Source organism: Simiduia aestuariiviva, from assembly GCF_014192475.1.
Taxonomy (GTDB): Bacteria; Pseudomonadota; Gammaproteobacteria; order Pseudomonadales; family Cellvibrionaceae; genus Simiduia; species Simiduia aestuariiviva.
This window is the reverse complement of record NZ_JACHXZ010000001.1, coordinates 152,909-179,482: the sequence shown is the minus strand read 5'-3', so window position 1 is coordinate 179,482 and position 26,574 is coordinate 152,909. Positions and strand designations below refer to the sequence as shown.

Genomic DNA, 26,574 nt, shown 5'->3' with positions numbered 1-26,574 from the left:
GAGACGACCACCCTTACCGAAATACCCCACACCAGCTACGGTATACCACCCAATAAATATAGGGGTATTGCGATCACTATCTGTTGAAGCAACCAATACCTTTCAATAAAAAGGTAGAAGCTATTATTTGACACCTCATCTTCAATCGTAAACTCAGGCGGATACTTCAGTTTTAGATCACAGTTGAGCTGCCACCATCCGTCCTTAACAATGTTTGATCCGTGTAATAGAAAGTCATGGCATTTCTTCTGTCGCTGAGCCCAGTCTCTCAGATCGTGCTGCAACAGCATTCCTATTGGCCCAGCCATACCAACCAGAACACCTAAGTAGACAAATAGATATTCCATCCATTTTGGACACTCATAAGATCGATGAATTAGCAGCCTATGCATTCCAAGGGAGTGTCCCAAGCAAAGCGTAACAGCAGTCAAAAATATAAATACGACAAAGGCTGAAAATGAAAATACAAAAGGAGCAATAAATAATGCAACGAAGAGGTTTGAAATAAACCATACTGACTTCAAAGGGCTCCACACTACCTCACCCTCGAATGCGCTTTCCGGCCTTTCTGATTTGACTCTTTCAGTATTTTGCATAATTTACCGTAGTGATCTCTGAAGGATCATGGGGGTTAGACACCATGAATCCTCTCTTTTAGATTCGATCAAGAAGCTGACACCTTGATATCATTCAACAATTGATTAATTTTAAGTTTGTTCATTTTCTTTATATACGAGCCGTAGTGCAACGGAGACCACGCGCTTTCCGCGTCATAGAAAACAAACCAGCCGTAGTAAAGCGAAGACCACGCGTACTTTGCGTCATAGAAACGTACCCCGGCTATGCGCCCTGTCGGGTTGTTGTCGCAGCCACATCCATGTAGCTGCCCCTGCGGGCGCAAAAGCGGACCAAATCGATCCGGTCGATTTGTCACTCCAGTCGGTTTTTAGGGGTCGCGAAAACAGGCTCCTGCCTGATCGTCGCTGACGTACAGGGAAGTGCTAATGCAGCAGTGGCAGGAGCCAAAGCGCTGCCAATTGGGCGTCCATGCCCAATTGCCCCCTAAAATCCGACTTCCGCTCACCGCTTCGCAAGGGGCCCCAAGAGCGGTGCTTCGTAGTAAAGTAAAAATTCGATGTTTAGCTAACGCGTAATAGACGTGAGTTTGCGAGCATAGTTACTTGTCATGCATAAAATTCCACTATTAGCGAGATGCCTGAAGAAACAACAATTCCAGCTAGTACGAAATATATTGAAAAACGCAGGCAGTTGAAAGCAGCACGCCTACTCACTTGGCCTTTTTCGGTTAACTGACTACTTGGAACAATTAGAAGCCATATACCTCTTGTAAAAACCTTGTTGTTGCTAAAGCTATCTTTATTGATGTGAACAGCTAAGAATAAACCCTTGACAATGAAAGCAAAAAATAGAATTAGCCCTATTAGAAACAAGCTAAACCCTATTATTTCTCCCATGTTACTCATGGCTGTTCCTTATTTTTCATGACGCCTGTGACAGTCTAGAGCGTTAGCAAGCCGATTGAATGGTTGTTACATGCTTTACGCCCATGAGACACCCGATGGTAATTTAAAGCTACTGTACTCAAGGTGTAAAACCCGGCGTTTTGACGGGGTTACAGCCTTGCTAGACGAATGTAGTAAGTGCGGACGCATAGCTAAAGCGGACCCTGCTGGCGCCTCACAAACTACTGCTTCATGATTTTGAACATATGATCGAATAGCAGAGGAATCTAGGATGCCTAGTTGATGGCTTTTTGGTAAAACCTTTAGGCACCCATTTTTTAGGTTTGTGTCATCCAGATGAATTCGAAAGGTTACCATTTGATTGAGCACATCTATCGGCGGCTGGACATGAGCGACATTATCTTTGACGCTCCATGGCCCCCATTCATGTTTTTCGAACTTTCTTGATACTGCTACAGTTCTGTCTTGGTGCCATGCTACCAACCAATTATTCTCTGATGTTTTGTTAAATAGAATAGCTCGAACTAAAAAAGCAGCACCTGACAGATAATTTTTAGCTTGAGTAATTAGTGTTTCTGATACGGCGAGATCGTGGATAGAAGCGAACTTTTTCTCCGCATTTCGAATGCCACCAGCTCTGACGGGAAATGCAATACTTTCTATTTCTTCATTTATAGAATTGAACTGTTCTTTAGATATAAACTCATCTATTAATTCATACCCATCTTCTAAGGCTTGCACTGAGATTAATCCTTGATTGACATATAACTAAGCTATAGAAAAACGTTTTTAAGCTTTACTTATCCACAGCACCTTTTTGATCATGTGATCATGGGGTCATGGGGTCATGGGGTCATGGGGTCATGGGGTCATGATCATGGGGTCAGACACCATGAATCCGCTCATTTAGATTCGATCAAGGAGTCTGACCCATTGATACTCATGCTAGCAACACTGCAAAATAAGCCAGCAATTACCAAACTCATTCTTAAGGGACTTCTGGCGTTGAACCCAAAAGTAAATCATACCGCAATCGCCCCACATAACATCTAAATCTTCATCACTGTCAAATTGGAGCAATAATCTCCAGTCAGAAGAACCAGATTCAAGCTTTTTTGCTTTCTCACTGGCATACCCCTTTGAATCTCCAACATATACACCATTTGATGCCAGCTGAGATTCTAGCTCCATATAATTACCCTGCACCGGTGAGGGAAAACCACCCACTTGGTGCTGACATTCCTCATTAGCAGTACACAAATCTATGTATAGATCTAATTCTTCCTCAGACAAATTTAGATTCTCAATGCTTGGATCATCATAATTCGGGTAAAGGCTGACTAATGTTGGTTTAAGGTATTTTTCTTTCAAAATATGACCAGTATCTAAATCCCCTGGAAATCTTGCGTAGCAATCTGGCAGATTCTGAAGCAATACACTCCATTTTCCTTTGTCTTTTGGATCGAATCCCCAAGGCATGGTTTCTACGTCATAAAAGAATAGAAGCAGCCCCTTACCGTTAAGCCATTCGTACTTGTGGACCTCCGCAATCTCTTCCAGATCAATTTGCCCCAAAAAGGCCATCGGCTTACCATCACTGTACGGCCATACAAAGTTGGAGGAATTTACGAAAGGGGCGCCTCCGAATTTACACCGAGTTTTACTTTCTGACGATCTAAGTCTTACTGCAGGCTTTCCAATGTCAACAATTTTCGGCTCCAGGTCTTGGCGAACTTTATCCCAATCCACTTTGGGTTTCTTAGTGAAGATTTTCCTTAAGAATTCCATGCCCAATCCTTGTTAGGGTTAACATTTTATTAGCGTGCCGGCGTAGTCTGCCAGTGGCGCCTAAATCAACATGCCTTAACATTCTGATTTCCCACGCATTATTTTTTTTGATCTTAGCACGAGAAAAGCAAAGTGTGCGCGCTTGGTATGCTGGCTATATTTACAGCCCATTTTTAGGGTGTAGCCTAGGCAGCCGGCGGTAGGAGCGATTCAGCGCCGCTGAAGAATCGGTTTGAGGAATCAGTTGGGGAATCCTTTATTTGATCAGGTGTTTTTGATGTTGGGTGGGTATTGGCGGTGGAGTGTCGAGAAAGTATGGTGATTAAATCGCGTTACTGTTGCTGTTGCTGCTGCTGTTGCTGTTGCTGCTGCTTTGGCTTTACCACCCATTCCGGCTCTTCAAATTCGCCTATGAGTTTTACGGTGACAAAGTCAGCGGCGGAGCGAATGATCTTTGCAACGGCGGCATTGGGTATTGCCTCCATTGCATCGCGCTCGGCTTTGCTGCGCCAGTGGGCGATGGCAATCAGTTGGTTGGGGGCGCCGATTTTTCGATGCAATTCGGTGCCGAGTGCGCCAGGGGCTTGTTGGATCAATTCGCTGGCGCGCACCCAGGCGTCGGCATACTCCTCTGCGGTGTGACCGGGTTTAACCGTGACTTCGAAGATAAATTTCATCGCTCGCTCCCGCGCTCAGTTCGTTAAACCTCAAGATGCAGCGGCGATCTGCGCCGTTGGCAAGCAGCTCATTAGGTGGATTCGCGATTCACTTCAGAGACCTGTTCATTGAGCGTCCACAGATCGTAGAGATAACCCAGCAAGAATAGCCCACAGGTGAAGAACCAAATAACGCCCGTTACCCATTTGCCCATGTAAAAGCGGTGCACACCAAAAAAGCCGAGAAACACTAAAAACACCCAGCTTAAGGTGTAGCTCGTGTGACCCTCCGGGTAGCGACGGTCCGCCTCGGCATCCATGGCGGGGATAAGGAAGAGATCCACGATCCAGCCGATGAACAACAGGCCTAGGGTAAAGAAATAGATAGTGCCGGAAATGGGTTTGCCGTAGTAAAACCGGTGCGCGCCCATGAATCCAAAAATCCACAGCACGTAGCCGAGCACTTTGCTGTGTGAATCTGAAGACTGCGTTGTCATTGCCTGCATGGTGAGCATCCTTGTCGTTAGCGAAGACCCACGCTAGCAGCTGACCTTGATAGGAGCAAGTCTGGGGGCGACCACAGGGGGATATCCTGCGGTAAACCACGGGCGGGTGGTTTGCTACGGGCGATAAGAGTAAAAATTTGCACGCGTTATTAAATAGCTACACGCGCAACCCTAGCGCTCAACGCATTGCGCATGCACTTGCACTTGGCTTTATCGCCACATGCATCAGGCGTTCAACACTATGCCTATTTAAGCGGCTTCACGCGCAGGCGATTATTCACATCGCGACTCTCGCGGATGTTGGTGGCGTCATGCTCGGCGCTAAAGGATTTTGCCGCGCGATCGTAGAGCAACACATTGACCGATGCGGCTAAATTCATTGAGCCCTGTGTGGGCATGTACACCACGGCGTCGGCGCGATCGATGAGCGATTGGCGCAAACTGCCATCCTCTGGACCAAACACATAGAGCGCTCGGGTTGGGTGTACAAAATCCGGCAATGGCTGCGCACCTTCAACCAATTCGACACACACCAGCGCCATGTCGTCGGGCAGGGGCGACTCGTAGTGTTCGACGCCCGTCAGTGAAATGAGATTGCCGGCGCGCTGGGTATCCGTGTGATAGCGCGCCGCGCGCTCAAAGCGCTCACCGGTATAGTAGACGCCATCAGCGCCGTAGCAGCCGGCGGCGCGCATTACTGCGCCCACATTTGACGGGCTCTTGGGATTGGTGAGGCCGATGGCCACGTGCATGTCGGCCAGCAATTCCGCAAGGCTCTGTGCCTGCGGGACGAGTTCATTCAAAACACTACCCTCTATTAAAACAACGCAAACGGCTAACTGTCTTCACCGCCTGCACTTTTATTATTTGATTGCAGCTCTGCACCCACCATCGCCGCGGGATTGACCCAGGCATCAAACTGCTCGGCGGTCACATAGCCCAGCGCCAGCGCCGCCGCCCGCAAACTGCTGCCCTCGGTGTGGGCTTTGTTGGCGATTTCCGCTGCCTTGTAATAACCAATGTGCGGATTTAACGCCGTCACCAACATCAATGACTGCGACAAATGTTCGTCAATGCGCGCCTGATTTGCACTGATGCCCTGCACGCAATGCGCATCAAAACTGCGGCTCGCATCGGCCAATAACTGCACGCTTTGCAGCACACTGGCCGCGATCACCGGTTTAAATACATTGAGCTGAAACTGGCCGTTGCTGCCGGCAATGGACACGGTAACATCATTGCCCATCACTTGCGCCGCCACCATGGTTACAGCCTCTGGCTGAGTGGGGTTCACTTTGCCCGGCATAATGGAAGAGCCCGGCTCATTGGCCGGCAACAACAACTCGCCGATACCGCAGCGTGGCCCGCTGGCGAGCAGGCGAATGTCGTTGGCGATTTTCATTAAGCTCACGGCCAATTGTTTGCAGGCGGCGCTCAATGACACCATGGCATCGTGTGCCGCCAGCGCTGCAAATTTATTGGGCACACTGATGAACGGCAGCCCCGTTTGCTCAGCGATAACGTCGGCCACCGCTTGCGCAAATCCCGCCGGTGCATTGAGCCCGGTGCCCACGGCTGTGCCGCCCAGCGCCAGCTCGCGCACCGCCGCCAGCGCATGCACCAAGGCTGACTCGGCATGGGTTAATTGCGCCACGTAAGCGCTGAACTCCTGCCCCAAAGTGAGCGGCGTTGCATCCATGAGGTGGGTGCGCCCCGTTTTCACAAGTGCATGAAACTCATACGCTTTTTTTGCCAATGACTGGCGCAAACCAGCCACGGCCGGCAGCAGTTGCCGCACGGTTTCGGAATAGACGGCAATGTGCATGGCCGTGGGAAAACTGTCATTGCTGCTTTGGCTTTTGTTGACGTCATCATTGGCGGCCAATATTTTTTTGTCATCGGTCAGTTTGCCGCCCGACAACACCTGGGCGCGATTGGCGATCACTTCGTTGACATTCATATTGGTTTGCGTGCCGCTACCCGTCTGCCAAATCACCAAGGGAAATTCATCATCCAATTTGCCCGCTAAAATTTCATCACACACTTGCGCGATTAACGCCGCCTTGTGCGCGGGCAATATTCCCAAGGATGCATTGACCTGTGCCGCCGCTTTTTTAAGCTGGGCATAGCCGTAGATAATTGGCAGTGGCATGGACGCCGCAGGCCCAATGGCAAAATTTTTGCGGCTGCGCTCGGTTTGCGCACCCCAATAGCGCGCCGCGGGCACGGCAACTTCGCCGAGCGTATCCTTTTCAATTCTGTTAGCCATGTGCAATCTCCTCGCGCGATTGTGAGATAGGCATATCCATTTCCTCTTTGCCCATTTCCCCTATGCCCCTATGCACGTGTAAACATAGGTCGTAATAGCATAGCGGACGCGGCTGGCCATCAATGGCACAGACCGGTAGAGTGAGCCCTTGCTCCGCATCAATTTTTCCACACAGGACTGCCCCGTGGCACAACCCCGCAAGCGCATCGGTATTTTTGCCGATGTACAAAATATTTATTATTGCTGCCGCGAGCGCTATCAGCGCCAATTCAACTATCGCAGTTTGTGGCAACAGCTCAGCGCCCAGGGTGATATCTGTCACGCCTTTGCCTACGCCATCCACCGCGGCGACGCCGGCCAACTCAAATTTCAAAATGCGCTGAAGTCTTTAGGTTTCACCGTCAAACTCAAACCCTTTATCCAACGCGCCGACGGCTCTGCCAAGGGCGATTGGGATGTGGGCATCACCATCGATGTGCTTGAGTATGCATCCCAGTTAGATGAAATCGTGCTGCTATCCGGTGATGGTGACTTCGACATGCTACTGGCCCGCGTGCAGCAACGCCACCCCGTGCACACGCAAGTATACGGGGTGCCGGGCCTCACGGCGCAGAGCGTCATCGACGTGGCCGGGGCCTACCACCCCATAGTGGAAGATTTATTGCTCTAATACCGCCGGCGCTACTAGCGCTGCTCGGGGGCCTGTAGCTGCTGCACAACCTGACCCACGATGAACAGCCCCACCGGCAATAACAACAGAAATACGGCGTCACCCAAGAGGTGTAACCACGGGTGATTCACAGCAGCCATCACCAAGTAGCTGGTGTAAGCGCCATAACCCAGCAGCAGCAACCCGCCTTCAAAGCGATCCACAACGCCGTGGGTAAAGAAAATTGGCAGGCACAGCGCGGCCACGAGGCACATGACGGGCACATCCACCTGGAAAAAACTTAAGGGGGCCTCAAGCCCAACGGGCGACACCAAGCTCGACAGTCCCAACACACCCAAGAGGTTAAAGATATTGCTGCCCACCACGTTGCCAACGGCGATATCTCGCTGACCTTTTAGCGCAGCAGTGATGGATGTCACCACTTCTGGCAGGGAGGTGCCCGCTGCCACCACGGTCAAACCAATCATCAACTCGCTCACACCCAGCAAGCGCGCGAAAGTCACAACGCTTTCTAACAGCCAGCGCGAACCCACAACCAACAGCAGCAGGCCGAGCAATAAAATGCCCAGGTCCCGCCAGTAGGGGCTGTGTTGCGAGGTATCAATCGGCAGCGCTAGTTCGCTATCGGTACGACGACTAAAGTAAAACAGATAGCTCAAGTAGGCCGCCAACCCCGCGAGCAATAGCCCGCCTTCTACGCGAGAAAATTGCCCATCGCGGGCCAACCACCACACCACACCGCTGACCAAAATCATCACCGGCACATCAAATCGAATCAGCTGGTGTGTGACCACCAAGGGCACAATGAGCGCCGTCAATCCCAATATGAACAGCACGTTAAAGATGTTGCTGCCCACCACGTTGCCCAAGCCCACCGCCGCTTGACCCGCCATGGCGGCTTTCACACTCACCGCCAACTCTGGCGCACTGGTGCCAAACGCGACCACCGTCAAACCGATCACCAGCGATGACACACCCCACCGGCTCGCAATTGCCGTTGCGCCGGCGATTAACCAGCGCGCACCCAGTACTAAACACCCCAAACCGACAACAAACTGCAATAGACTAAACATAGCGGCTACCTTAATGAACCTCGGTTAATATAGGGCCAGCGACACATAAAAAATAGCGTGAAAAAAAATATATTTTGGGCACAAAAAAGCCGGCAATTGCCGGCTTGTTAACGCGAAAAAACACCTTAGGGGCAGCGGTAGATGCCAAAGGTCATGGAGCCATCTTCCTGCAATTCCGACTCGCGCACCAAGCGATTGCCGCCCATGCCGTAGGCAGAATCTTTGGCTAGCGCCGCCAGCTCGGTAACCACCTTTTCGTCTTTGCGCACAAAAATGCCCACTTTATTCACACCTTTGGCGGTGGTTTCGCCCAAGCGCTCGCAGTGCTGCACCTGGTTGAGCGCCACCACCGATATGTGGGCCGCTTCGGGCTTGGGCTCAACCCATGTACAGGCAGCCGCCAACGCCGATAAACCAACAAGAGAAAAAATTCGCATAACACACTCCGTAACTGGGGGGTGAACATCAACAGCGCCCACTTTACCGCAGCGCGGCGGCAACGCAAGTGCACACCGTCGCAAGGCAGGCAAAAAAAAAGCGCCGCAAGCGACGCCGAAGGAAAGCCGTTAGCGCTAGTCGAATTCCACCCAGGTGGTTTTCAGCTCGGTGTAATCATCAAAGGCGTGCATAGATTTATCGCGCCCGTTACCCGATTGTTTAAAACCGCCAAAGGGCACGGTCATGTCGCCACCAAAGTAGTTGTTGATGCCCATGGTGCCCACGCGCACGGCCTTGGCAACGCGGTGCGCAACATTGATGTCGCGACTCCAAACCGCACCCGCCAAGCCAAAGATGGAATCGTTGGCGATGGCGATGGCCTCGGCTTCGGTATCGAAGGGAATCACGGTCATTACCGGGCCAAAAATTTCTTCCTGAGCAATGCGCATTTGATTGTTGGCGCCGGTGAAGATGGTGGGCTCGTGGTAGTAGCCACCCGCCGTCACTTCCACGCGCTTGCCGCCGAAGGCCAGAGTAGCGCCCTCGTCACAACCAATGCGCACGTACTCGGCCACGGTGTTGTATTGGGCTTCATCTACCATGGGCCCCATGCTGGTGGCGGGGTCCAGTGGGTTGCCCGGCATCCAGCCCTGAGCGTGCTCGATGACCTTGGCCATAAATTCATCGTGAATACTGCGCTGCACCAACAGGCGCGTGCCCGCGGTACAGGTTTGGCCACCGTTGTAAAACACCGCAGTGGCCGCCATGGCTGCCGCCTTTTCCAAATTGGCATCGGCGAAGACGATGTTGGGGCTCTTGCCGCCAAGCTCTAAAAAGGTGCGCTTTAAATTGGATTCGCCCGCGTAACCCATGAGCATTTTGCCCACCGGGGTTGAGCCGGTGAAGGTCAAACCCTCCACATCCATGTGTTTGGCCAAATGGCTGCCGAGGCTGCCGCCCGGCCCTGGCAATACTTGCAAGACGCCATCAGGCAGCCCCGCTTCTTTGGCTAGGCCCGCGACCCGCAGCGCCGTGAGTGGCGTATTCGAGGCAGGCTTCAACACCACCGAGTTGCCCGTGGCAATGGCCGGCGCAATTTTCCAGGCCGTGGTGGAGAAGGGAAAGTTCCACGGCACAATGGCCGCCACCACGCCCAGCGGCAAGCGCGTAACTAACGCCAGCGTATCGTGGGGCGTGGGCGCCACCTGATCGTAAAACTTGTCGATGGCTTCGCCGCTCCAGCGGATGGTGCGCGCCGCTGCGGGGACATCCACATTAAGCGTGTCGCTAATGGGCTTGCCCACATCCAAACTTTCCAGCAGCGCCAACTCTTCAGCATTGGCCTCAATCAATTCCGCCCAACGCACCATCACTTTTTTGCGCTCGGCAGGCGCTAAGTTTGACCAGGTGCCCGCCTCAAATACCGCTTTGGCAGAGGCCACCGCGCGGTCTGAGTCCACCGGCCCACAGCTGGCGACCTGCGCCAACACTTCACCGGTGGCGGGGTTTTGGGTGGGGCGGGTATTGCCATCGGCGGCATCCACATAGGCGCCATCAATAAAAGCGCGACCCTCAATGGTTAGGCTCTGGGCGCGTGCCACCCAGTCCTGCAAGGTCAAATCCGACATAGTGTTTACTCCTGATTAATGGCCCTATTGTAGCGTCTTGCAGAGAAACCCAAATGACCCAAATTGGTATCCACCAAACTGATTGAGCGTCAAAACGACATACAGCAAGGAAATACAAAATTTCCACTGCGCAGGGTGAGATGGGGCAAGGCCGGTTAATTAAGGCATTAAATCTATCTATTGTCGTTATTGCGACAGCAAATACTGTAACTGCACTATTTTAATTGCCCGTTTTTTGTACAAGCCGTCAGCGTTGCAGGGCAATAAATTCAGGACTATGGACAATCACACGCAATTCCCGCTCACACTTTGTAACTAAACTACATAATCATACCCTTTATTTATGACATCTATAGGTAGCCGCTGACCAATAGCCTTAGTTATGATGTCCTACCGCGAATTTCCGGCTGAGGGTTCAGCCGTGGCCAAAGGCTGGAAACACAGCCGGTGTCATACCGACAATAAAAGGGCGGGTGCTACAGAGGAAGACAAACATGCTAATCGGTATCCCCAAAGAAACGGATGCAGGTGAAACCCGCGTCCCCCTATTGCCAGATGGGGTCAAGAAATTGGTGGCCGCCAACGCCACCGTGGTCATCGAATCCGGCCTTGGCGCGTCACTGCAGATTCCAGACAGCGCCTATACCGACGTAGGTGCCACACTGGCCGTAAATCGCGATGCCCTGCTCAGCCAGGCCGACCTGATTTTGCGCTTGCGTAAACCACCGCTCGACGAAGTGGCCAAGCTCAAGCGCGGGGCGATTCACATTTCGTTTTTGGATCCCTTCAATGAGCACGCACTGGTAGACGCCTTTGCCGCACAGGGCGTTACCGCCATCAGCATGGAAATGATTCCGCGCATTACCCGCAGCCAAAAAATGGATGCGCTGTCTTCGCAGGCCAATCTCGCCGGCTACGCCATGGTGCTGCTGGCCGCTGAACGCCTCGATCGCATTCTGCCCATGATGATGACGCCCGCGGGCACCATTACACCGGCGCGCGTGTTTGTTATTGGCGCCGGCGTTGCGGGCTTGCAGGCCATCGCTACCGCCAAGCGCTTGGGTGCGCGCGTAGATGCATTTGACACCCGCCCCGTGGTGAAAGAACAAGTGGAATCCTTGGGGGCAAAATTTTTAGAAATTGATTTGGGCGAGACCGGCCAAACGGCGGGCGGCTACGCCAAGCAACTGACGGAAGAGCAGATTGCCAAGCAACGCCAAGGCCAGATGGATGTCATGGCCAACAGTGACATCGTCATTACCACCGCACAGGTGTTTGGCCGCAAAGCGCCGCGCATTATTACCAAAGACATGCTGGCGGTGATGAAGCCCGGCGCCATTGTAGTCGACATGGCCGTCGACAGCGGTGGCAATGTGGAGGGCAGCGAGCCCGATCGCGAAGTGAATATTGGTGGGGTAAACGTCATTGGCTATCGCAACCTGCCCGGTCGCGTGGCGCAAAACGCGAGCCAGATGTACTCCAATAACTTAATCAATTTGGTGTTTGATTATTGGCAAAAAGACGAAGGCACTTTCACGCTAAACCTTGAAGAAGAAATTCTAAAAGGGTGTGTGATCACCCACGGGGGTGAGCTGGTGAATGCCGTCATAAAAAATGCCCGCGCACAAGCCGCCGCTTAACGCGCCACACCAATTAGGAAGACATACCATGACACCTGAAATTCAACAGTTGGTTTACTTAACGTTTATTTTGATGCTCGCCATTTTCGTGGGCTTTGAACTCATCGCCAAGGTGCCCGCCACCTTACACACACCGCTGATGAGCGGCTCTAACGCCATCTCTGGCATCACGCTGGTGGGTGCACTGGTTAGCGCCGGCGCCGAACATGCGCAACTTGCCACCTGGCTGGGCGCAGCAGCCGTTACCCTGGCCACCATCAACGTGGTTGGCGGCTACCTCGTCACCGATCGCATGCTCGCCATGTTCAAAAAGAAAGCGACCGGAGGTGCTAAATGAACAGCGCGCTGATCATTAATTTCGCCTACATCCTCTCGGCATTGGGGTTCATCATCGGCCTAAAAATGCTGGGCTCACCGGCCACAGCACGCAAGGGCAACGGCCTCTCGGCGCTCGCCATGTTGCTGGCCATTGCCGTGACCTTACTCGATAAAGAAATTATTACCTTTAGCTGGATTGTGGGCGCCATGGTGCTGGGCACTGTGATCGGTGTCTTGGCCGCGCGCCTCGTTGCCATGACGTCCATGCCGGAAATGGTGGCCCTGTTTAACGGCTTTGGCGGTGCCGCCAGTTTGCTGGTGGGCTGGGCGGCGCTCTACAGTGGCGCGGCGACTACCTTTGTGGCCATTACCATTGTGCTGTCGATTCTCATCGGTGGTGTCACGCTATCGGGTTCGTTCATTGCGTGGGGTAAACTCGCGGAAAAATTACCGGGGCGCGCCATTACGTTTACTGGCCAAGCCATCGTCAATGGGCTTATTGTCATAACCTTGTTGGCCAACGCTCTGTGGTTTGTGCAATCGCCCACTGTCGACTCCGTGCACTTGTACGCCGTCATCGGCGTGGCTTTGTTATTCGGCATTATGCTGGTAATACCCATCGGTGGCGCCGACATGCCGGTAGTAATTTCGCTGCTAAATTCCTACTCGGGTTTGGCCGCCTGTGCCGCCGGCTTTGTGCTGAACAACAACCTATTGATTGTGTCCGGCGCGCTCGTCGGCGCCAGCGGTATCATCCTCACCAACATCATGTGCAAAGCCATGAATCGCTCGCTGGCGAACGTATTGTTTAGCGGCTTTAAAGCGGTTAAAAAATCCACCACTGTGGTGGAAGGTGAAATCAAACCCATCAACTGTGATGACGCCTACTTAATTTTAGAGGCAGCGGCAAACGTGGTGTTTGTGCCCGGCTACGGCATGGCCGTGTCGCAGGCGCAACACGTCGTGCGCGAATTGGCGGATCATTTGGAAAGCAACGGCTGCCAAGTGCGCTACGCCATTCACCCCGTAGCCGGTCGCATGCCGGGCCACATGAATGTGTTGCTGGCAGAAGCCAGCGTACCCTACGACCAACTTCTGGAAATGGACGCCATCAACCCGCAAATGGGTGCCGTTGATGTGGCCATCGTCATCGGCGCGAACGACACCGTCAACCCCGCCGCCACCGAAGACGAAGGCAGCCCCATCTACGGCATGCCGGTGATTAAAGTGAGCGACGCGCGCACCGTATTCGTGTTAAAACGCGGCATGAACGCCGGCTATTCCGGCGTCGAAAACCCGCTGTTCTACAAAGAAAATGTGCGCATGCTGTTCGGCGATGCCAAGGCGTCAATTCAAGCGATCGCGGGGGAGTTTGCAGCCTAAGCACCTGCCCTCATCTGTAAAAAGAAATCCCCGCCGGACACCGAGCGGGGATTTTTAACGTCTACTGTTATCAAACCACGGCTGCGAATGTTGAATCAGCTGCACTAAAACCAAACTTTGGTTTATTCAATTTTGCACGCATATTTTTGCCGAAGAAAAGTGAGTAGGTAGTCGCCAGACAGACCGGTTTTCGCTCAGTTGGCTTCAGCGTATTTATTGAGGTTCGCCACCAGATCATTAGTCGTCAACTGTTGCGGCACGCAGTAAGCCGCCCGGATATTCATCCCGTAGCGTTGGTCGATGCCACCCGCTCGCGTTCGCTGGGCGCGTTCTACAAATTCAGATTTTTTCTTCCCAATGTTATTAAAATCAATTTAATCGCTTTCATGCCGTCTTTTCCTTTGAAGATATACGCAGAATAATATACCCAAGCACCGCACTTAACCCAGATCCCAACAAGATACCCAACCGATCTATGCGAGCATAGCCGGCCCCGCCCTCTGCGAAGGCCAAGCCCCCCACGAAGAGGCTCATGGTAAAACCAACACCACACAGTACAGCAACGCCAAACAACTGAAACCAATTGACCTCTTTTGGCAATCTAGCCATGCCTAACAGAATAACCACGCCGGCACAGAACATGACCCCCACAGGTTTGCCCACAAACAATCCCAGCGCGATACCCATTGGCACCGGTTCCATTAAGCGCGACAAGCTAAGGCCATCAAATGAAATTCCGGCGTTCACCAGCGCAAAAGCCGGCAAAATGATAAACGCAATCCATGGGTGAATAGACTTAATCATTAGCGCGGCCGGCGACAACGACTGCCCTTCCTGCGCGCGTGTAGAAATAAAGAACGCAGTCACGACCCCAGCGAGTGTGGCGTGCACACCCGACTTCAAGACGCACACCCAAAGGATCACACCCAGCAATATAAACGGCGTCGATTTTCGCAGGCCCGCCGCCTTTAATGCCGCCATTAGCGCCATGACACAGGCCGCCGCCGCCAGCGAAGTTGTTGACAGCCCCGATGTATAAAACAGCGCGATAATTACGATGGCAATAAGGTCATCGAGGATTGCCAACGTCATCAAAAACACTTTTAACGCCACGGGAACCCGAGACCCAACCGCCGCCAAAACGCCCAGCGCAAACGCAATATCCGTCGCGGTGGGAACGGCCCAGCCCTTTATGCCTATGGGGTCCTGCCAGTTGAAAAACAGGTAGATAGCAGCGGGCACCGCGACACCGCCAATCGCACCAGCCAGCGGCAAAACCAGCTGGCGACGGTCCGCCAAATGGCCATGCAAAAGCTCATGTTTGATCTCGAGGCCAATGGCGAAAAAAAAGATCGCCATCCAACCATCGTTAACCCAAAGGAAAAGGGGTTTACTGATGCTCAACTCGCCAAACTGCACCATGCCCGGTATATTCAAAATTTGAATATACAGCTCAGACAAGTCAGAGTTTTTGACAGCCATGGCGGTAATGGTTGCCAAAATCAGCATTATGCCGCCCGCGCTCTCTAGGCTAAAAAAATAGCGAAGGGCGCTTAGCACTGACGGTTTAGATTTACGATCTACTGCCATAGGGATACCGAGCCTCACCGATAAACCACGGGGAAAGACTCGTACGCAGCAGAGTCTTCCCAACAACTTATATAGCTACTTTACTGGAAAAAAAAACCAGAAAGAACCTGTAGCACTCGGAAATTTCGGTCCACTATATCTGCTTAGGAATTTGCATGGTGAAGCGCAGGCTGTCAGACGACACCACCTGAATGCGAAGCTGATCAGTTTGCCGTGGGCTCTGCGAGGGCGCAGCCGCTTGCAATGCAACAGGAAGACAGGAAGGCACATGCAAGAAGTCTTGAGTAACCTGCATCAGTCTTTACTGCGTTCTAGCGCCGCCTGCAGTATAAGCACCACCGCATTAGTCCAACCAAAGCCGTGCTGAACAGGGTATTCGCCGCCCCCGGCAAGAGTGCCAGGGCTTTCAACATTGTATTTTTCAAAAAACTTTCCCGTGCGCTTAAAGCAATCTAGGGTGTTAGCGAGCCAGCGCTGCGCGCCTTCCGCTGCATCAGCGTGGCAGCCATAATCTTGCAGCCCCTTAAATGTCACCCACTGCAAGGGCGCCCAGCCATTCGGCGCATCCCACTGCTGGCCAGTATGCAGCCCAGTAGTCACCCAACCACCGGGGCGCAAAAATTCCTGTTTAAGGGACAAGGCAACTGCGTGAGCCTGTTCATTTGTCGCAACGCCAGCGAACAAAGGCCAACTCGTTGCCAGCGATGTCGTTTCACTCAGGCGAAAGTCCGGCAGCAGACAATCGACAAATTGTTGTCGATTGCTACAGAAAAAATGATCGCGAATCACCTGCGCGCGGGCGTCAGCGCGCTCGGAATATCGCTCGGCCAACGCATGCTTGTGCAGGGACTCATAGGCTCGCGCCAAGGTTTGCTCCACAAATACCAAAATACAATTGAGATCAACGGGTACCACCTCAGTTGTTCTTACTGTGCGCAAGTCATCCGGCTGTGCCAGCCAGCGCGAGCTGAAATCCCAACCTGTTTCGCACGCCGCTCTGATATTTCGATACAGGCTGTTGACGTCCCCGCTATAGCTCTGGGCTAGCTCAACGTCCTCCCAATAGCTTTCCTGACGGGGCTGGTCAGCATCATCCCAATAGCGATTGAGCAACGCACCGGGATGGTAGAGCACGCGCCGACAGGAACAATTTCCCGGGCTAACAGAATCCTCCCCCTGCATCCAATAATCGTATTCGCGCTGAATAGCAGGCAGGTAATTGAGTAAAATAGTTTCGCTTGGAAAGGCCTCGGCCAGTAGCGCGACCATGTGGGTAAACAGCGGCGGCTGTGATCGCGTCAAGTAATACGTTCGATTGCCATTGGGGATATGCCCTACGACTTTAATCAGATAGGCAAAGTTATCCACCATATTTCTTACACTTTGCCACTGGCCGCTCGCAGCCAATCCCAACATTGTGAAATAAGAATCCCAATAATATATTTCTCGAAATCTACCGCCTGGCACTGTGTAGCTTAAGGGTAGTGCCAATAGACTACTATCGGCTGTCACTGCGTCTGGCGGTCGTCTAAGCTGCCGCCACATAGTTTCGATATAGTCCGCAACGTCACCGTCACCTGCTTCGGCACTCGCCTCAATTTCCATCGGCAGAGTGAAATTATGCGCTACAAACTCTGACAAATTAAATGCCTGATCATTGCGCGCCCGCAAATACTCTGCCTCTATATCTGCCGCCGCGCGCATGGGCTGGGCATCGACAAAAAGCTTGGAATCAGCGAACAGTCGACCGCCCTGAACGGCTTTAAACAATTCGGGCATTAAGGTATCTGGTGGCAGTGAATTGCTCACAAGGCGGCTCCACTGTGATCGGCGCGCCGCTGTTGCGATACGTTTGCATCAACGTAGTGACGCAAACCGTAGAGTGCCAGCAAAATTGCAGCCAACGGCAACAAGGCACCGTAGAAAGCCTGCGCGCCACCAACCCATTCGAAAAGCCTGCCAGTAATGAGCGAACCAAGAGTGCCACCAAGTGCAGAGAAAACCACTATTAGCCCAGACATAGGTGCATGCTGCCGAACTGGCAGAGCTGATAAGACCACCGAATTAATCGCTGGATAGACCGGCGCCAAACACAGACCAATCATAGGGAACACATAGGCTGCCACAGGTGCTTGCGACCAAGCAGCAATGGGTTCCGAACTGGTGCCAGCCGCAAGTGGCAAGGCAAGCAGAATTAGTACACCAGCCAAAACAAGTGCCGTATTCAATACCGGGTACCAATGGTATTTTCTGAACACCCAACCAGCGAGCAATCGCCCCATGGCCGTTGAGGCAGCCAGAATGCTCGCCATTTGAATACCCAGTGCTGGCGTTAAATTTAGCACCTGACTGTTATAACTTGGCAACCAGGACATAATCGCCTGTTCGACAAGCACGTAGAGAAAAACGCTCATGACAAACACCACTACCAGTGGCTGAAAACTGAGCGAGATCATGCCCGAAAACTCCTTTGTGAGCGGTTTCGCAGAATGCCTGAGCTCAGATTCATCTAAATCCACAAACATTGTCAGCACTAAAGCCAGCGCACAAAGTCCCGCCAACAAATAGTACACATTGAGCCACTGCAGGTCGCCCGGATCTTGCGGTGATACAAACGCACTAAAAATAAAATAGCCGCCCATCACGCCAAACATAAAAAACGCTTCCAGATAATTCATTGTGCTAACGTGCGCTTTTTGATCCTTGGCAATTAATCCAAGACTCGAAAACACCGCAACCTTTATCACCGCGAAGCTGATTCCCGTCATTAAAAAGAGTACTTTTGTCATCCAGAAATGGGGTAAAGCGGGCACTGCCAAACAGGTTACAGCCATTGCCGCGAGCGCCAGCATCACCGATCGTCGATAGCCAAGTCGCGCCAGAAATGACGCGATTAAAAATGATGTAAGGGCAATACTCAGATCCTTGTATGCTTCCAACACTGCGGCTTCTGAGGGCACCACTGAAAAACTGTTTTGCACCTGCAAAATAACGGTGCCGACGCTATTCAACAAAATGGCAAAAATAATATAGGTCAAAAAAAGCCAAATTCGGGTCATACATATTCACCGGTTTAAATCGCGCTATGGCGTGCCATGACTTAAAAGAATACGCAAAAAAGGGCGCCCGTAACGAGCAACTAGCATTGAAAACTGAGCTGCCACTGAGCGCCCAAGCACTGCGGGCTAAACTGTTAACAAGCGCAACGACATCGCCGCGCCTGGCTGGGCATCAAAAGTGATAGCCCACACTGACTTTCAGATTGCGCGGCATGATGTAGCGACCATTGGGCGCACTCGGGTTGCGAGGATCACCTTCTGTCAGGGCCTGCTCGTCGGTGGCATTATCCAGCGCGATCTGGAGCGACAGGTTTTCACCTGCATCAAAAATCGCGCCCACATCGAGCTTTTCATAGCCATCCAGCGTGACCGTATTGCCCTGATCTGCATAGCGCTCGCCCACAATGGACAGGGCACCATAGAATGTCAGCAATTGATTATCCGCAAGGTTCAATTGGTAACTCGGTGTTAAGCGCAATTGCATACCTGGCTGACGCGGCGCTTCGTTGCCATTATCGGTAGGACTTTCAGATATTTCCGTTTCCTGGAAGGTACCGTTTACGCCTAGGGAAAAACCACTGTCGTGTAACCAGCGGCCATCTAATTCTATGCCGTAGGCCTGATTGGTATACACCTGTGCTGGCGCACCGGGCTGAGTAACAAATGTATCGCCCTTCACCTCATTACTGAACAGCGTCACATAGGCAGAAACACTATCAAACACTGCCTTGTAGCCCAATTCAAACTGGGTCACTTCTTTAATTAGATCTTCACCAGCGGAATAGGCACCGTAGTTGTCTCGAATGTCGTCAAAGTAAGGAAACTTGTAGCCGAGACTGTAGCGAGCAAATACACCTTGCTGTTCATTGATGTCGTAGTTGCCACCAAGGGTATACGACATCTTATTTTCGTCGTAATTTGCGGTTTTGGTGATGACGCCATCCAAACCCTCATCAACTGTGTATTCCACTTGATGATTTTCCTGACGCACGCCCACATCTAGGCTAAGCGCCGTATTCAGATGATAGGTATATGCGCCGTACAATGCATTGGAGCGGGCATCGCCAGTGGCATCAATGTCATAATTCCATCCACAGCTGTCGACACTGCTGTCGTTGCAGGCGATACCGTCTACTCGTTCACCGCCCTGCTCAACCAAATAGTACTTTTGATTACCGAGCGACCACCATTCATCCACGGAGGTAGTGGCAACGTAATATCCGAGCGTCAGTTCCGACTGCTCAAACTCTCCAGTAAAAGCCAAATTGTTGGTAAACGATTCGATGTCTTTGCGCACTTCCCATAGGCCCAGTTGCTGCAGGTAGGCATCACTGCCTACCGCCTTGCCGGTCACGGCACCGGTGATAGGAGCCACCACCAGCGCACCTGAGTCGACATTGGGATCGGCCAACAAACTACCCACGTTTACCGCGCCGCCGTTGGGAACCAAACCCAATGTGTCGGCATCGCCCGCAGTGACGTTGAGTGCATTGGTCAACGACCAAGTTTCGTTTATCTGTAAATCGAAATTTAAACCTGAAACCGAACCAACCCAGCCGCGACCCTCGCCAAGATCAACGGCCTTTTCTGTGGCGTCGGGCCCATAGCGCAAACTGCCCTGGCGATTTAACGTGCCCACCTGATTAAAGCTGGCGTCTGCACCGGGAACATTGAGAGCGATTGGCAAATACCAAACACCCGCATCATCTGTAACGCGGTGATAAACACTTACACTACCCTGCTCGAGCTCTTTTGTAATATTGACGGTAAATTGCTTGCCCTCTTCGGCATTGAAGCCTGCGTCGCGAATGCCGGGAGAAGAGCTCACATAGCCGCCCACCATGTAGTAGAGGCCATCCGACAACTGCCCACTTAAGCGCGCATCGAAGCGCTGCAAGTCGTAATCAGAGGTGGAGTATTTCACTAGGCCCTCGGTCTCTTCACTGCCGCGCTTTAACAAAAAGTTAGTAGTCAGTCCGGGCTGGCCATTATCCTGAACGGACTGGGGCCCGCCGCGCAGTCCCTCCATGCGCTCTATGGTCTCGTCGATGCGAAACAGGCTGGTGTTTTCAAGGAAGGAAACGGTGGGCGGTGGGAATATTGGCGCGCCCTCTAGCTGTACTGTTAAAAACGGTGCATCGCCACTGGCGGGAAATCCACGCACAAACACATTGGCACCCGCTACACCGCCCGAACTTTCAGCCCAGACTCCGGGTACTGTCTTCAACAGATCAGCGGTGCTCTTGGGCGAAAATCGCTTGATGTCTTCATCGTTGACATTGGTGATAGCAAAACTGGCATCCAGCTTACGCATTTCGGTGCCGCCGGCAGTACCGGTCACTACCACCTCTTCTAACAAATTAGTGTCAGCACTTTGCGCTAAGGCGCCAGTTGCTGGGCCGATCAGCAGCGCGGCAATTGCCGCGGCCAACGGAGTTTTAGCATTGCTCATGCGGGATACCCCCTCGAATAGTTTATTATAGCTATGCAATGCAATCGTTTGCATTGTGGTTTTGGATACTATGCAATCAATTGCATGAATGCAAGCAGGGTTTTTCCAGCGGCTGGCCGATAGTGCTTCACGCAAGCTACTTTTTTTGTCAGGATGCAGCCCTTCTACCAACAAAATCAGAGTGTTAGGGAACTATCACCCTATGAAACGCGCTAAAACCCTCGCCGACATAGCCCGGCTGGCCGGCGTGGCAGAGTCCACCGTATCCCGCGCCCTAAAAAACAGTCCGTTGATCAGCGACGCGACCCGCGCTCGGGTGCACGCCATTGCCGAGGCGCACAATTTCCACCTAGACAGCCGTGCCCGAAGCTTCAAAACCGGTCGCAGCCAGACACTCGCCGTGGTAATCAACTTGAGCCCTGGCAGCGGGCAAGTGTTGTCCGATCCGTTTCTGCTCGGCTTAGTGGGCTGTTTGGCGGACGAAGCGGCGCTACAGGGCTATGACCTACTGTTCTCTACACAAAGGCAATTTAATGCGCACCAAACACTCGCTTACGTGGCAGGCCGCCGTGCCGACGGTTTGTTAATCATAGGACAGGGCAATGCGCCGGAAAGTTTGGCCCAGCTCGCCGGCCAACAGGCGCCGTTTGTGGTGTGGGGTCAGGCAACGCCAACCAATCTCTACCCCACCGTGGGCACAGACAATGTGCAAGGTGGCTATCTCGCGGCACAACATTTGTTGGCCCGTGGGAAAAGCGCATTGGTATTTTTAGGCGACACTCGCCACCCAGAAATTTTGGCGAGATATCAGGGCTTTCAGCAAGCGCTGACTGAAGCCGCCAGAAGCGAAGCGCATGCCGATGTGCAAGCTGCGTTTTGCATGCAGTCGGGCCAAGAAGAAACCGCCCGCTTACTCGCGGAATGTCAATTTGATGGGCTGGTGTGCTCGAGCGACCTTATCGCCATGGGGGCTATTAACGCCCTGCAGTCACAGGGCAAACACATCCCCCAAGATGTCGCCGTCACCGGATTTGACAACATCTCGCTGTCGCAGTTTATGAGTCCAGCGCTCACGACCATTGAGCAGGATATTCGCCAAGGTGCTCAGCATATGGTGCAAGCCGTTATTGCCACAATAGAAGGCAAAGAAGCCCACAATATTGAGCTAGCACCTAAACTTGTTGTGCGTAACACCAGTTAGTATTTTGCCGCACTGACTATCACCTAGCGCCGCTTCTTCAGCGCCATAGCGGCCAGTGATTGTTGGGCTTGCATGGCGAAATGGCCGAAGGCGGCCTGCTGGTCTTCGGAGATGGCCAGGCCGGTTTTGTCGGCGTAGAACAGGGCCGTGGTGCGGCCCGAGATTTCAATGGGAGCAATCACACAGGGGTGGCCGCCCAACAAGTCTTGCAGCAACGGGGTAAATAAGTGTGCGCATTTTTTTAACCGTTCGGCGTCGAAATGCTGCGACGATTTGTAGCACAGCGCCTCGGAGAAGAAATTCACCTCATCGATTTTCACCATGAGCTTTTCGCGCCACAAATTGGCCTGTGTGCCCAACGCATAGCGCATTAATAATTGATCGCGCACCACGAGCAGCACCCCCACCCTTGGCAATCCAACTCCCTTGTACAAGCCTTCCATGACAATTTGGAACAAGGTGTTCACATCGGTTCCTTGTTGTACGGCGTTCGATAAATCGCGCAGCACTTTGAGCTGCACGCTCACATCGGGTTCAGTGGGCACGCCTATGTCGGGCGCGCGGCCCGCTTTGGGTATCAGCCGAGAAATATTTTCGGCGCCAAATACCGACACGACGTCTGCCGCTTGTTCCGCGACCTTTTGGGCATCCTCTTTGGCCACTTTAAAACTGACCTTTCGATACTCGGCGATTTTCTTTAGCACTTTGGCGGTGTCAGGTGTGTCCCAACCATAGCGGGAGGCAGCGCTGAGCGCATCCCCCAATTTCACGGCAACCATCAACGGTGTGGGATTGCGGGGCTGGGGCTGCGCCAGCGTTTGATCGAGCAGCGCACTCAGGTGCCAGTGTTTTACCAGTGCACGGGTGAGCTGTTTGAATTGCAGCGATAGCACTTGTGCGCAGGCTTCAGCCTCTTCAACCCCCTCACTCAACTGTCGATCCAACTCATCTGCCTGTGCTTCGCCCTTGGACCAGATCGCCAGCTCGCCCACGTGAAACAGCAGCGCGGCGATAAACACTTCCTCGCGCTCATCGGGCGTTCCGCCGGGCAACATGGCCTTGGCCTGCAACGCTGCGTGAAACGCTTTGGCCATCACCTGCAACAATCGAGTGCGCGGATTCGCCCCGAGCAGCTGATCCACCAACAGCAGTGAGATACAGATATTTTTTACACCCTCAAAGCCCACCTGAATAATCGCGCGGGTAATGGTGTTGATGTTGCCACCGCTGGGGTTGAAATGGATGCTGTTGGCCGCACGCAGCAATTGCGAGGTAAGGTTGGAATCTTTCAACACCACGTCGCTCAATTGGTTGACGCGAGTGTCATCACTCGTGGTGAGCTGATTCAATGTTTTCACCACAGAGCCCAACACCGGTAAATCCACCGCGTTCAGCTTGCTGACCCAGGCATCAACACCCTTTACCGCCATCAGTTTCTCCTGTTGCTCGTCGCTATGCCGATGGATTCACCCGTAAATTGGCACATCGTTCTACTAAGACTAGCACTACGCTCTGACAAACAGCCGCTATAATTTTTGCTCACGTTTTGACCGGAGACTGACGCATGCGCAACTCAACCCGAACAACCGCCGCAGTATTGGCCTTGAGCGCCGCTGTTGGCAGCCATGCCGGCACTGGATTTACGCTCAATGGCCCCGCGCTGACCACCGGCGGAGTCAGCAACGGCCAGAGCCTGCTATCACTCAGCGCCAATCCCGCCGCCGTGGGCTTCGACCGCAGCCGCGCCAAAGGGGACAGCCATGTTTTGGGCGGCATCTACGCCGGTGGCGGGCTCGAGTATGGCGATGCCGAAGAGCTGTTCGACCAGTATGACGCGCTCGCCGATGCACTCACCGACAGCGGCGGCTTCGTCAATGGCCTGAGCTTTACCGCCATAGACCCCAACAATCCCGACTTCAGCGCCCTAGTTGCCCAGATCAATACCGAGGCCCAACAGGTAGACACCCTGCTCGCATTGGTGGGCCAAGAGGGCTACGCCAATGCCGACCTCGGCTTTCACGGGGCGTTTATCATCAATGGCGATGTGTTTGGTGGCACCTTGGGGTTTGATCTCAACTACAGCGGCTCCGCCTCCGCCAGCAGCATCATCGACCCCCTCGCCTTTGACGCGGATGCGGCCCTGACGGAATTGGATACCGCCTACACACTCACACCCGGCGATCCGGTCACCACCTTCGACCTCACCGGCGGCATCTCCCTCAACATTAACCCCACCACTGGCGCCGTCAGCGGTGCCTTTACTAACGACAGCCTGTTGGCCGTGCGCGCCGCCGAGCAAACCCAGCTGGGCATGAGCTACAGCTACCCCATAACCTTGAGTGACAATAGCCGCGTGTATCTGGGCGCTAAAGCCAAGGTGGTGCAACTGGGGCTGAGCCGGGTGATGCCCCGCATTGGCGACATCACTGATTCAGAAGCCTTGTTCGACGACATCAGCGATGCCGACATGAAAACCACCAGCAACCTCAGCCTCGATCTAGGTGCTTTGTGGGTCAGTGAGCACGTCAGTGCTGGCATTAGCGTTGAAGATATTTTGGAGCCGGAATATAAATTCAACGCCATCGATACCACCGGCTATTCCGCTGCGGCCGCCGCGGCCGTGGCGCGCCTGGGAAATTATCAACAGGAGGCCAAAGTCAGCATTGAGGCGAGCGTTTACACGGCCGACCGAACCTGGGCGCTCAGCAGCTATGTTGAAACGCAAGCCACCACCGATGCCATGGGTGAAGAACACCAGTGGCTGCAAATCAGTGGCGGCTGGCACAGCGACAGTTTTTGGTTGCCCAATGTGCGGGTAGGCTATCGCGCTAACCAAGCGGGCAGTGAAGTGAGTATCTACAGTTTTGGCGTCACCCTATTCCGCTACGTGAATGTGGATGTGGCAACGGCAACACAAAAAGTGACCATAGAGGGCGAAAGTCTACCCCGTGGTGCCAGCGCCAGCATGGGAATCAACTTCGCGTTTTAAGTCGTTTAAAAAACCACTGCACCATAAAAAAGCCCCGCAAAAATGGCGGGGCTTTTTGTTTGCGCAGCGAACCACTTATGGTTTTTGTAACAATTCCATTAGGGCTACCACTGTGGCTTCCACACCCGTAGTCACTGCGGGTTTTGGGGTAATTTTAAACAGCGGGCTATGGTGACTGGGCACCGGTTCGCCGCCCGCCTGCTCGCGCTCGAAATCCGCTTTGGGCGTACCGCCCACTTGAAAGTACACGCTCGGAATGTAGGGGTCCGTGGTGAAAAACGGGAAGTCTTCCGCACCCATGCCTAGACGACGATAGCGCTGATCAAAAATATCTGCACCCAACTTGGCCGACCAAGTGGCCTTTAAACGCTGCGTTAATGGAATGTTATTGACGGTGGGTGGCGTCGGCTCGTCGCTGATTACCACCTTGGGCAAGTTATCTTCTGGCAAGCCCGCGGCGCGGCCGACGTTCACGGCCACGCGCTCAATGGCCTTCATTAAATATTCGCGAGTTTCCCAGCTGTCGTTGCGCACGGTCACCTGCAGGCGCGCCTCATCCGAGATGATGTTGTGCTTGGTGCCGGCATGGAAGGAACCCACGGTAATGACCGCCGGCTCTTTCGGCGCAATTTCGCGGCTCACGATGGTCTGCAACGCCAACACAATTTGCGAGGCGATCACCACGGGATCTTTGCCGCGATGGGGCGAGGCTCCGTGCGCGCCCACACCGGGCACAATGATATCGAGGCTATCGACGCCGGAGTAGGGCGAGCCCTCCACGGCCACCAATTTGCCGGCCTCAATCTCTGAACTAACGTGCAGCGCCAAAGCATAATCTGGTTGGCCGAAGCGCTGCCAAATGCCGTCCTCCATCATGCCCTTGGCACCGCCCACGCGTTCTTCGGCGGGCTGGCCAATCAACATTAAGGTGCCAGACCATTCACCTTTGCGCTTAGCCATTTGGCGCGCGGTGCCCACCAAACTTGTGATGTGTACATCGTGGCCGCACGCGTGCATCACCGAAACCAGATTGCCGTCCCAATCTTTTTGCTTCGCCTTGGAGGCGTAGGCAAGACCCGACTTCTCTTCTACCGGCAAGCCATCCATGTCGGCGCGCATCATCACCAACGGCCCATCGCCGTTTTTCATGATGGCGACAATACCGGTTTTGCTTAAGCCCTCGGTCACTTGAAAACCGGCGGCGCGCAACTCTTTCGCCAAGCGTTTGGCAGTTTGTGTTTCAAGGTGCGACAGTTCGGGATTTCTATGGAAATGCTCGAATAACGGCGACAGGTGCTGCTCATAGTCGCGCGCAACATCTTGACGTAGATCGGCCTGCGCCTGGCTTGCCAACAGTGCCACACACAGTGAAAGGGCGAGTCGTTTCATAGGGGTTCTCATCAAGGTTAAGGGTAAAAAAGATTGTGAAA

23 protein-coding genes are annotated in these 26,574 nt (G+C 53.2%); 6 read left to right on the top strand and 17 right to left on the bottom strand.

What is annotated here, in order from left to right; translation table 11 throughout:
• Window positions 1-35 precede the first annotated feature (35 nt).
• The 8 genes from FHS30_RS16945 to fumC form a co-directional block, all read right to left on the bottom strand.
• A complete protein-coding gene (locus FHS30_RS16945; protein WP_221197111.1) occupies window positions 36-596 on the bottom strand; it encodes a hypothetical protein in 561 nt (186 codons plus the stop codon).
• A gap of 588 nt (window positions 597-1,184) precedes the next feature.
• Entirely contained in the window at window positions 1,185-1,484 is a 300-nt protein-coding gene (locus tag FHS30_RS00830; protein WP_183907353.1) for a hypothetical protein, read from the bottom strand.
• Window positions 1,485-1,559: 75 nt separating this feature from the next.
• Window positions 1,560-2,225, bottom strand: coding sequence for a phytanoyl-CoA dioxygenase family protein (locus tag FHS30_RS00825; protein ID WP_183907351.1), 666 nt, complete (start codon window positions 2,223-2,225; stop codon window positions 1,560-1,562).
• A 204-nt stretch (window positions 2,226-2,429) separates the two neighbouring features.
• Window positions 2,430-3,272, bottom strand: a complete 843-nt coding sequence (locus FHS30_RS00820) for a YwqG family protein (protein ID WP_183907349.1) — start codon at window positions 3,270-3,272, stop codon at window positions 2,430-2,432.
• Between the two features lie 332 nt (window positions 3,273-3,604).
• Complete coding sequence (locus FHS30_RS00815; RefSeq protein ID WP_183907347.1) at window positions 3,605-3,949, bottom strand: antibiotic biosynthesis monooxygenase family protein; 345 nt, start codon at window positions 3,947-3,949, stop codon at window positions 3,605-3,607.
• 71 nt (window positions 3,950-4,020) lie between these two features.
• Window positions 4,021-4,434 carry an NINE protein gene (locus tag FHS30_RS00810; RefSeq protein ID WP_246341103.1) on the bottom strand — a complete coding sequence of 138 codons (414 nt, stop codon included), beginning with the start codon at window positions 4,432-4,434 and terminating at the stop codon, window positions 4,021-4,023.
• A gap of 245 nt (window positions 4,435-4,679) precedes the next feature.
• Entirely contained in the window at window positions 4,680-5,237 is a 558-nt protein-coding gene (locus tag FHS30_RS00805; protein WP_246341102.1) for an RNA methyltransferase, read from the bottom strand.
• Window positions 5,238-5,269: 32 nt separating this feature from the next.
• The gene (fumC, locus tag FHS30_RS00800) at window positions 5,270-6,703 is read right to left on the bottom strand and encodes a class II fumarate hydratase (RefSeq protein ID WP_183907346.1); all 1,434 of its coding nucleotides are present in this window, start codon (window positions 6,701-6,703) and stop codon (window positions 5,270-5,272) included.
• 184 nt (window positions 6,704-6,887) lie between these two features.
• Between fumC and FHS30_RS00795 the strand changes: the two genes are divergently transcribed.
• Window positions 6,888-7,373 (top strand): NYN domain-containing protein, encoded by a 486-nt coding sequence (locus FHS30_RS00795; protein ID WP_183907345.1) that lies wholly within the window; start codon window positions 6,888-6,890, stop codon window positions 7,371-7,373.
• Between the two features lie 14 nt (window positions 7,374-7,387).
• On the opposite strand, the gene FHS30_RS00790 is transcribed toward FHS30_RS00795, so the two are convergent.
• The 3 genes from FHS30_RS00790 to FHS30_RS00780 all read right to left on the bottom strand — a co-directional run bounded on the left by FHS30_RS00790 (window position 7,388) and on the right by FHS30_RS00780 (window position 10,512).
• Window positions 7,388-8,446 (bottom strand): calcium/sodium antiporter, encoded by a 1,059-nt coding sequence (locus FHS30_RS00790; protein ID WP_183907344.1) that lies wholly within the window; start codon window positions 8,444-8,446, stop codon window positions 7,388-7,390.
• Between the two features lie 125 nt (window positions 8,447-8,571).
• On the bottom strand, window positions 8,572-8,883 hold the full coding sequence (locus tag FHS30_RS00785) for a DUF4156 domain-containing protein (protein ID WP_183907343.1): 312 nt from the start codon (window positions 8,881-8,883) through the stop codon (window positions 8,572-8,574).
• Window positions 8,884-9,018: 135 nt separating this feature from the next.
• Entirely contained in the window at window positions 9,019-10,512 is a 1,494-nt protein-coding gene (locus tag FHS30_RS00780) for an aldehyde dehydrogenase (protein ID WP_183907342.1), read from the bottom strand.
• Between the two features lie 494 nt (window positions 10,513-11,006).
• Between FHS30_RS00780 and FHS30_RS00775 the strand changes: the two genes are divergently transcribed.
• The 3 genes from FHS30_RS00775 to FHS30_RS00765 are packed head-to-tail and all read left to right on the top strand — an operon-like array spanning window position 11,007 to window position 13,853.
• Entirely contained in the window at window positions 11,007-12,152 is a 1,146-nt protein-coding gene (locus tag FHS30_RS00775; protein ID WP_183907341.1) for a Re/Si-specific NAD(P)(+) transhydrogenase subunit alpha, read from the top strand.
• Window positions 12,153-12,180: 28 nt separating this feature from the next.
• Window positions 12,181-12,489: an NAD(P) transhydrogenase subunit alpha part 2 gene (locus FHS30_RS00770; RefSeq protein WP_183907340.1), complete on the top strand. Its 309-nt coding sequence runs from the start codon at window positions 12,181-12,183 to the stop codon at window positions 12,487-12,489.
• Complete coding sequence (locus tag FHS30_RS00765) at window positions 12,486-13,853, top strand: NAD(P)(+) transhydrogenase (Re/Si-specific) subunit beta (RefSeq protein ID WP_183907338.1); 1,368 nt, start codon at window positions 12,486-12,488, stop codon at window positions 13,851-13,853. Before FHS30_RS00770 ends, FHS30_RS00765 begins: the two co-directional genes overlap by 4 nt.
• 384 nt (window positions 13,854-14,237) lie before the next feature.
• Here FHS30_RS00765 and nhaA read toward each other — a convergent pair whose 3' ends face one another.
• From nhaA to FHS30_RS00745, 4 genes are all read right to left on the bottom strand, one after another.
• On the bottom strand, window positions 14,238-15,443 hold the full coding sequence (nhaA, locus tag FHS30_RS00760; protein ID WP_183907336.1) for a Na+/H+ antiporter NhaA: 1,206 nt from the start codon (window positions 15,441-15,443) through the stop codon (window positions 14,238-14,240).
• 294 nt (window positions 15,444-15,737) lie between these two features.
• The gene (locus tag FHS30_RS00755) at window positions 15,738-17,252 is read right to left on the bottom strand and encodes a trehalase family glycosidase (RefSeq protein WP_183907334.1); all 1,515 of its coding nucleotides are present in this window, start codon (window positions 17,250-17,252) and stop codon (window positions 15,738-15,740) included.
• Entirely contained in the window at window positions 17,249-18,502 is a 1,254-nt protein-coding gene (locus FHS30_RS00750; protein ID WP_183907332.1) for an MFS transporter, read from the bottom strand. Before FHS30_RS00750 ends, FHS30_RS00755 begins: the two co-directional genes overlap by 4 nt.
• Before the next feature lie 172 nt (window positions 18,503-18,674).
• Window positions 18,675-20,954 carry a TonB-dependent receptor gene (locus FHS30_RS00745; protein ID WP_183907330.1) on the bottom strand — a complete coding sequence of 760 codons (2,280 nt, stop codon included), beginning with the start codon at window positions 20,952-20,954 and terminating at the stop codon, window positions 18,675-18,677.
• A gap of 202 nt (window positions 20,955-21,156) precedes the next feature.
• On the opposite strand from FHS30_RS00745, the gene FHS30_RS00740 reads away from it, so the two are divergent.
• A complete protein-coding gene (locus FHS30_RS00740) occupies window positions 21,157-22,155 on the top strand; it encodes a LacI family DNA-binding transcriptional regulator (protein WP_183907328.1) in 999 nt (332 codons plus the stop codon).
• A 23-nt stretch (window positions 22,156-22,178) separates the two neighbouring features.
• Here FHS30_RS00740 and FHS30_RS00735 read toward each other — a convergent pair whose 3' ends face one another.
• Window positions 22,179-23,585, bottom strand: a complete 1,407-nt coding sequence (locus tag FHS30_RS00735) for an HDOD domain-containing protein (RefSeq protein ID WP_183907326.1) — start codon at window positions 23,583-23,585, stop codon at window positions 22,179-22,181.
• Between the two features lie 134 nt (window positions 23,586-23,719).
• On the opposite strand from FHS30_RS00735, the gene traF reads away from it, so the two are divergent.
• Window positions 23,720-25,144: a conjugal transfer protein TraF gene (gene traF, locus FHS30_RS00730; protein ID WP_183907324.1), complete on the top strand. Its 1,425-nt coding sequence runs from the start codon at window positions 23,720-23,722 to the stop codon at window positions 25,142-25,144.
• 75 nt (window positions 25,145-25,219) lie between these two features.
• Here the strand turns inward: traF and FHS30_RS00725 are convergent, their stop codons facing one another.
• Window positions 25,220-26,533 carry an amidohydrolase gene (locus FHS30_RS00725; RefSeq protein WP_246341100.1) on the bottom strand — a complete coding sequence of 438 codons (1,314 nt, stop codon included), beginning with the start codon at window positions 26,531-26,533 and terminating at the stop codon, window positions 25,220-25,222.
• Between the last annotated feature and the right edge of the window lie 41 nt (window positions 26,534-26,574).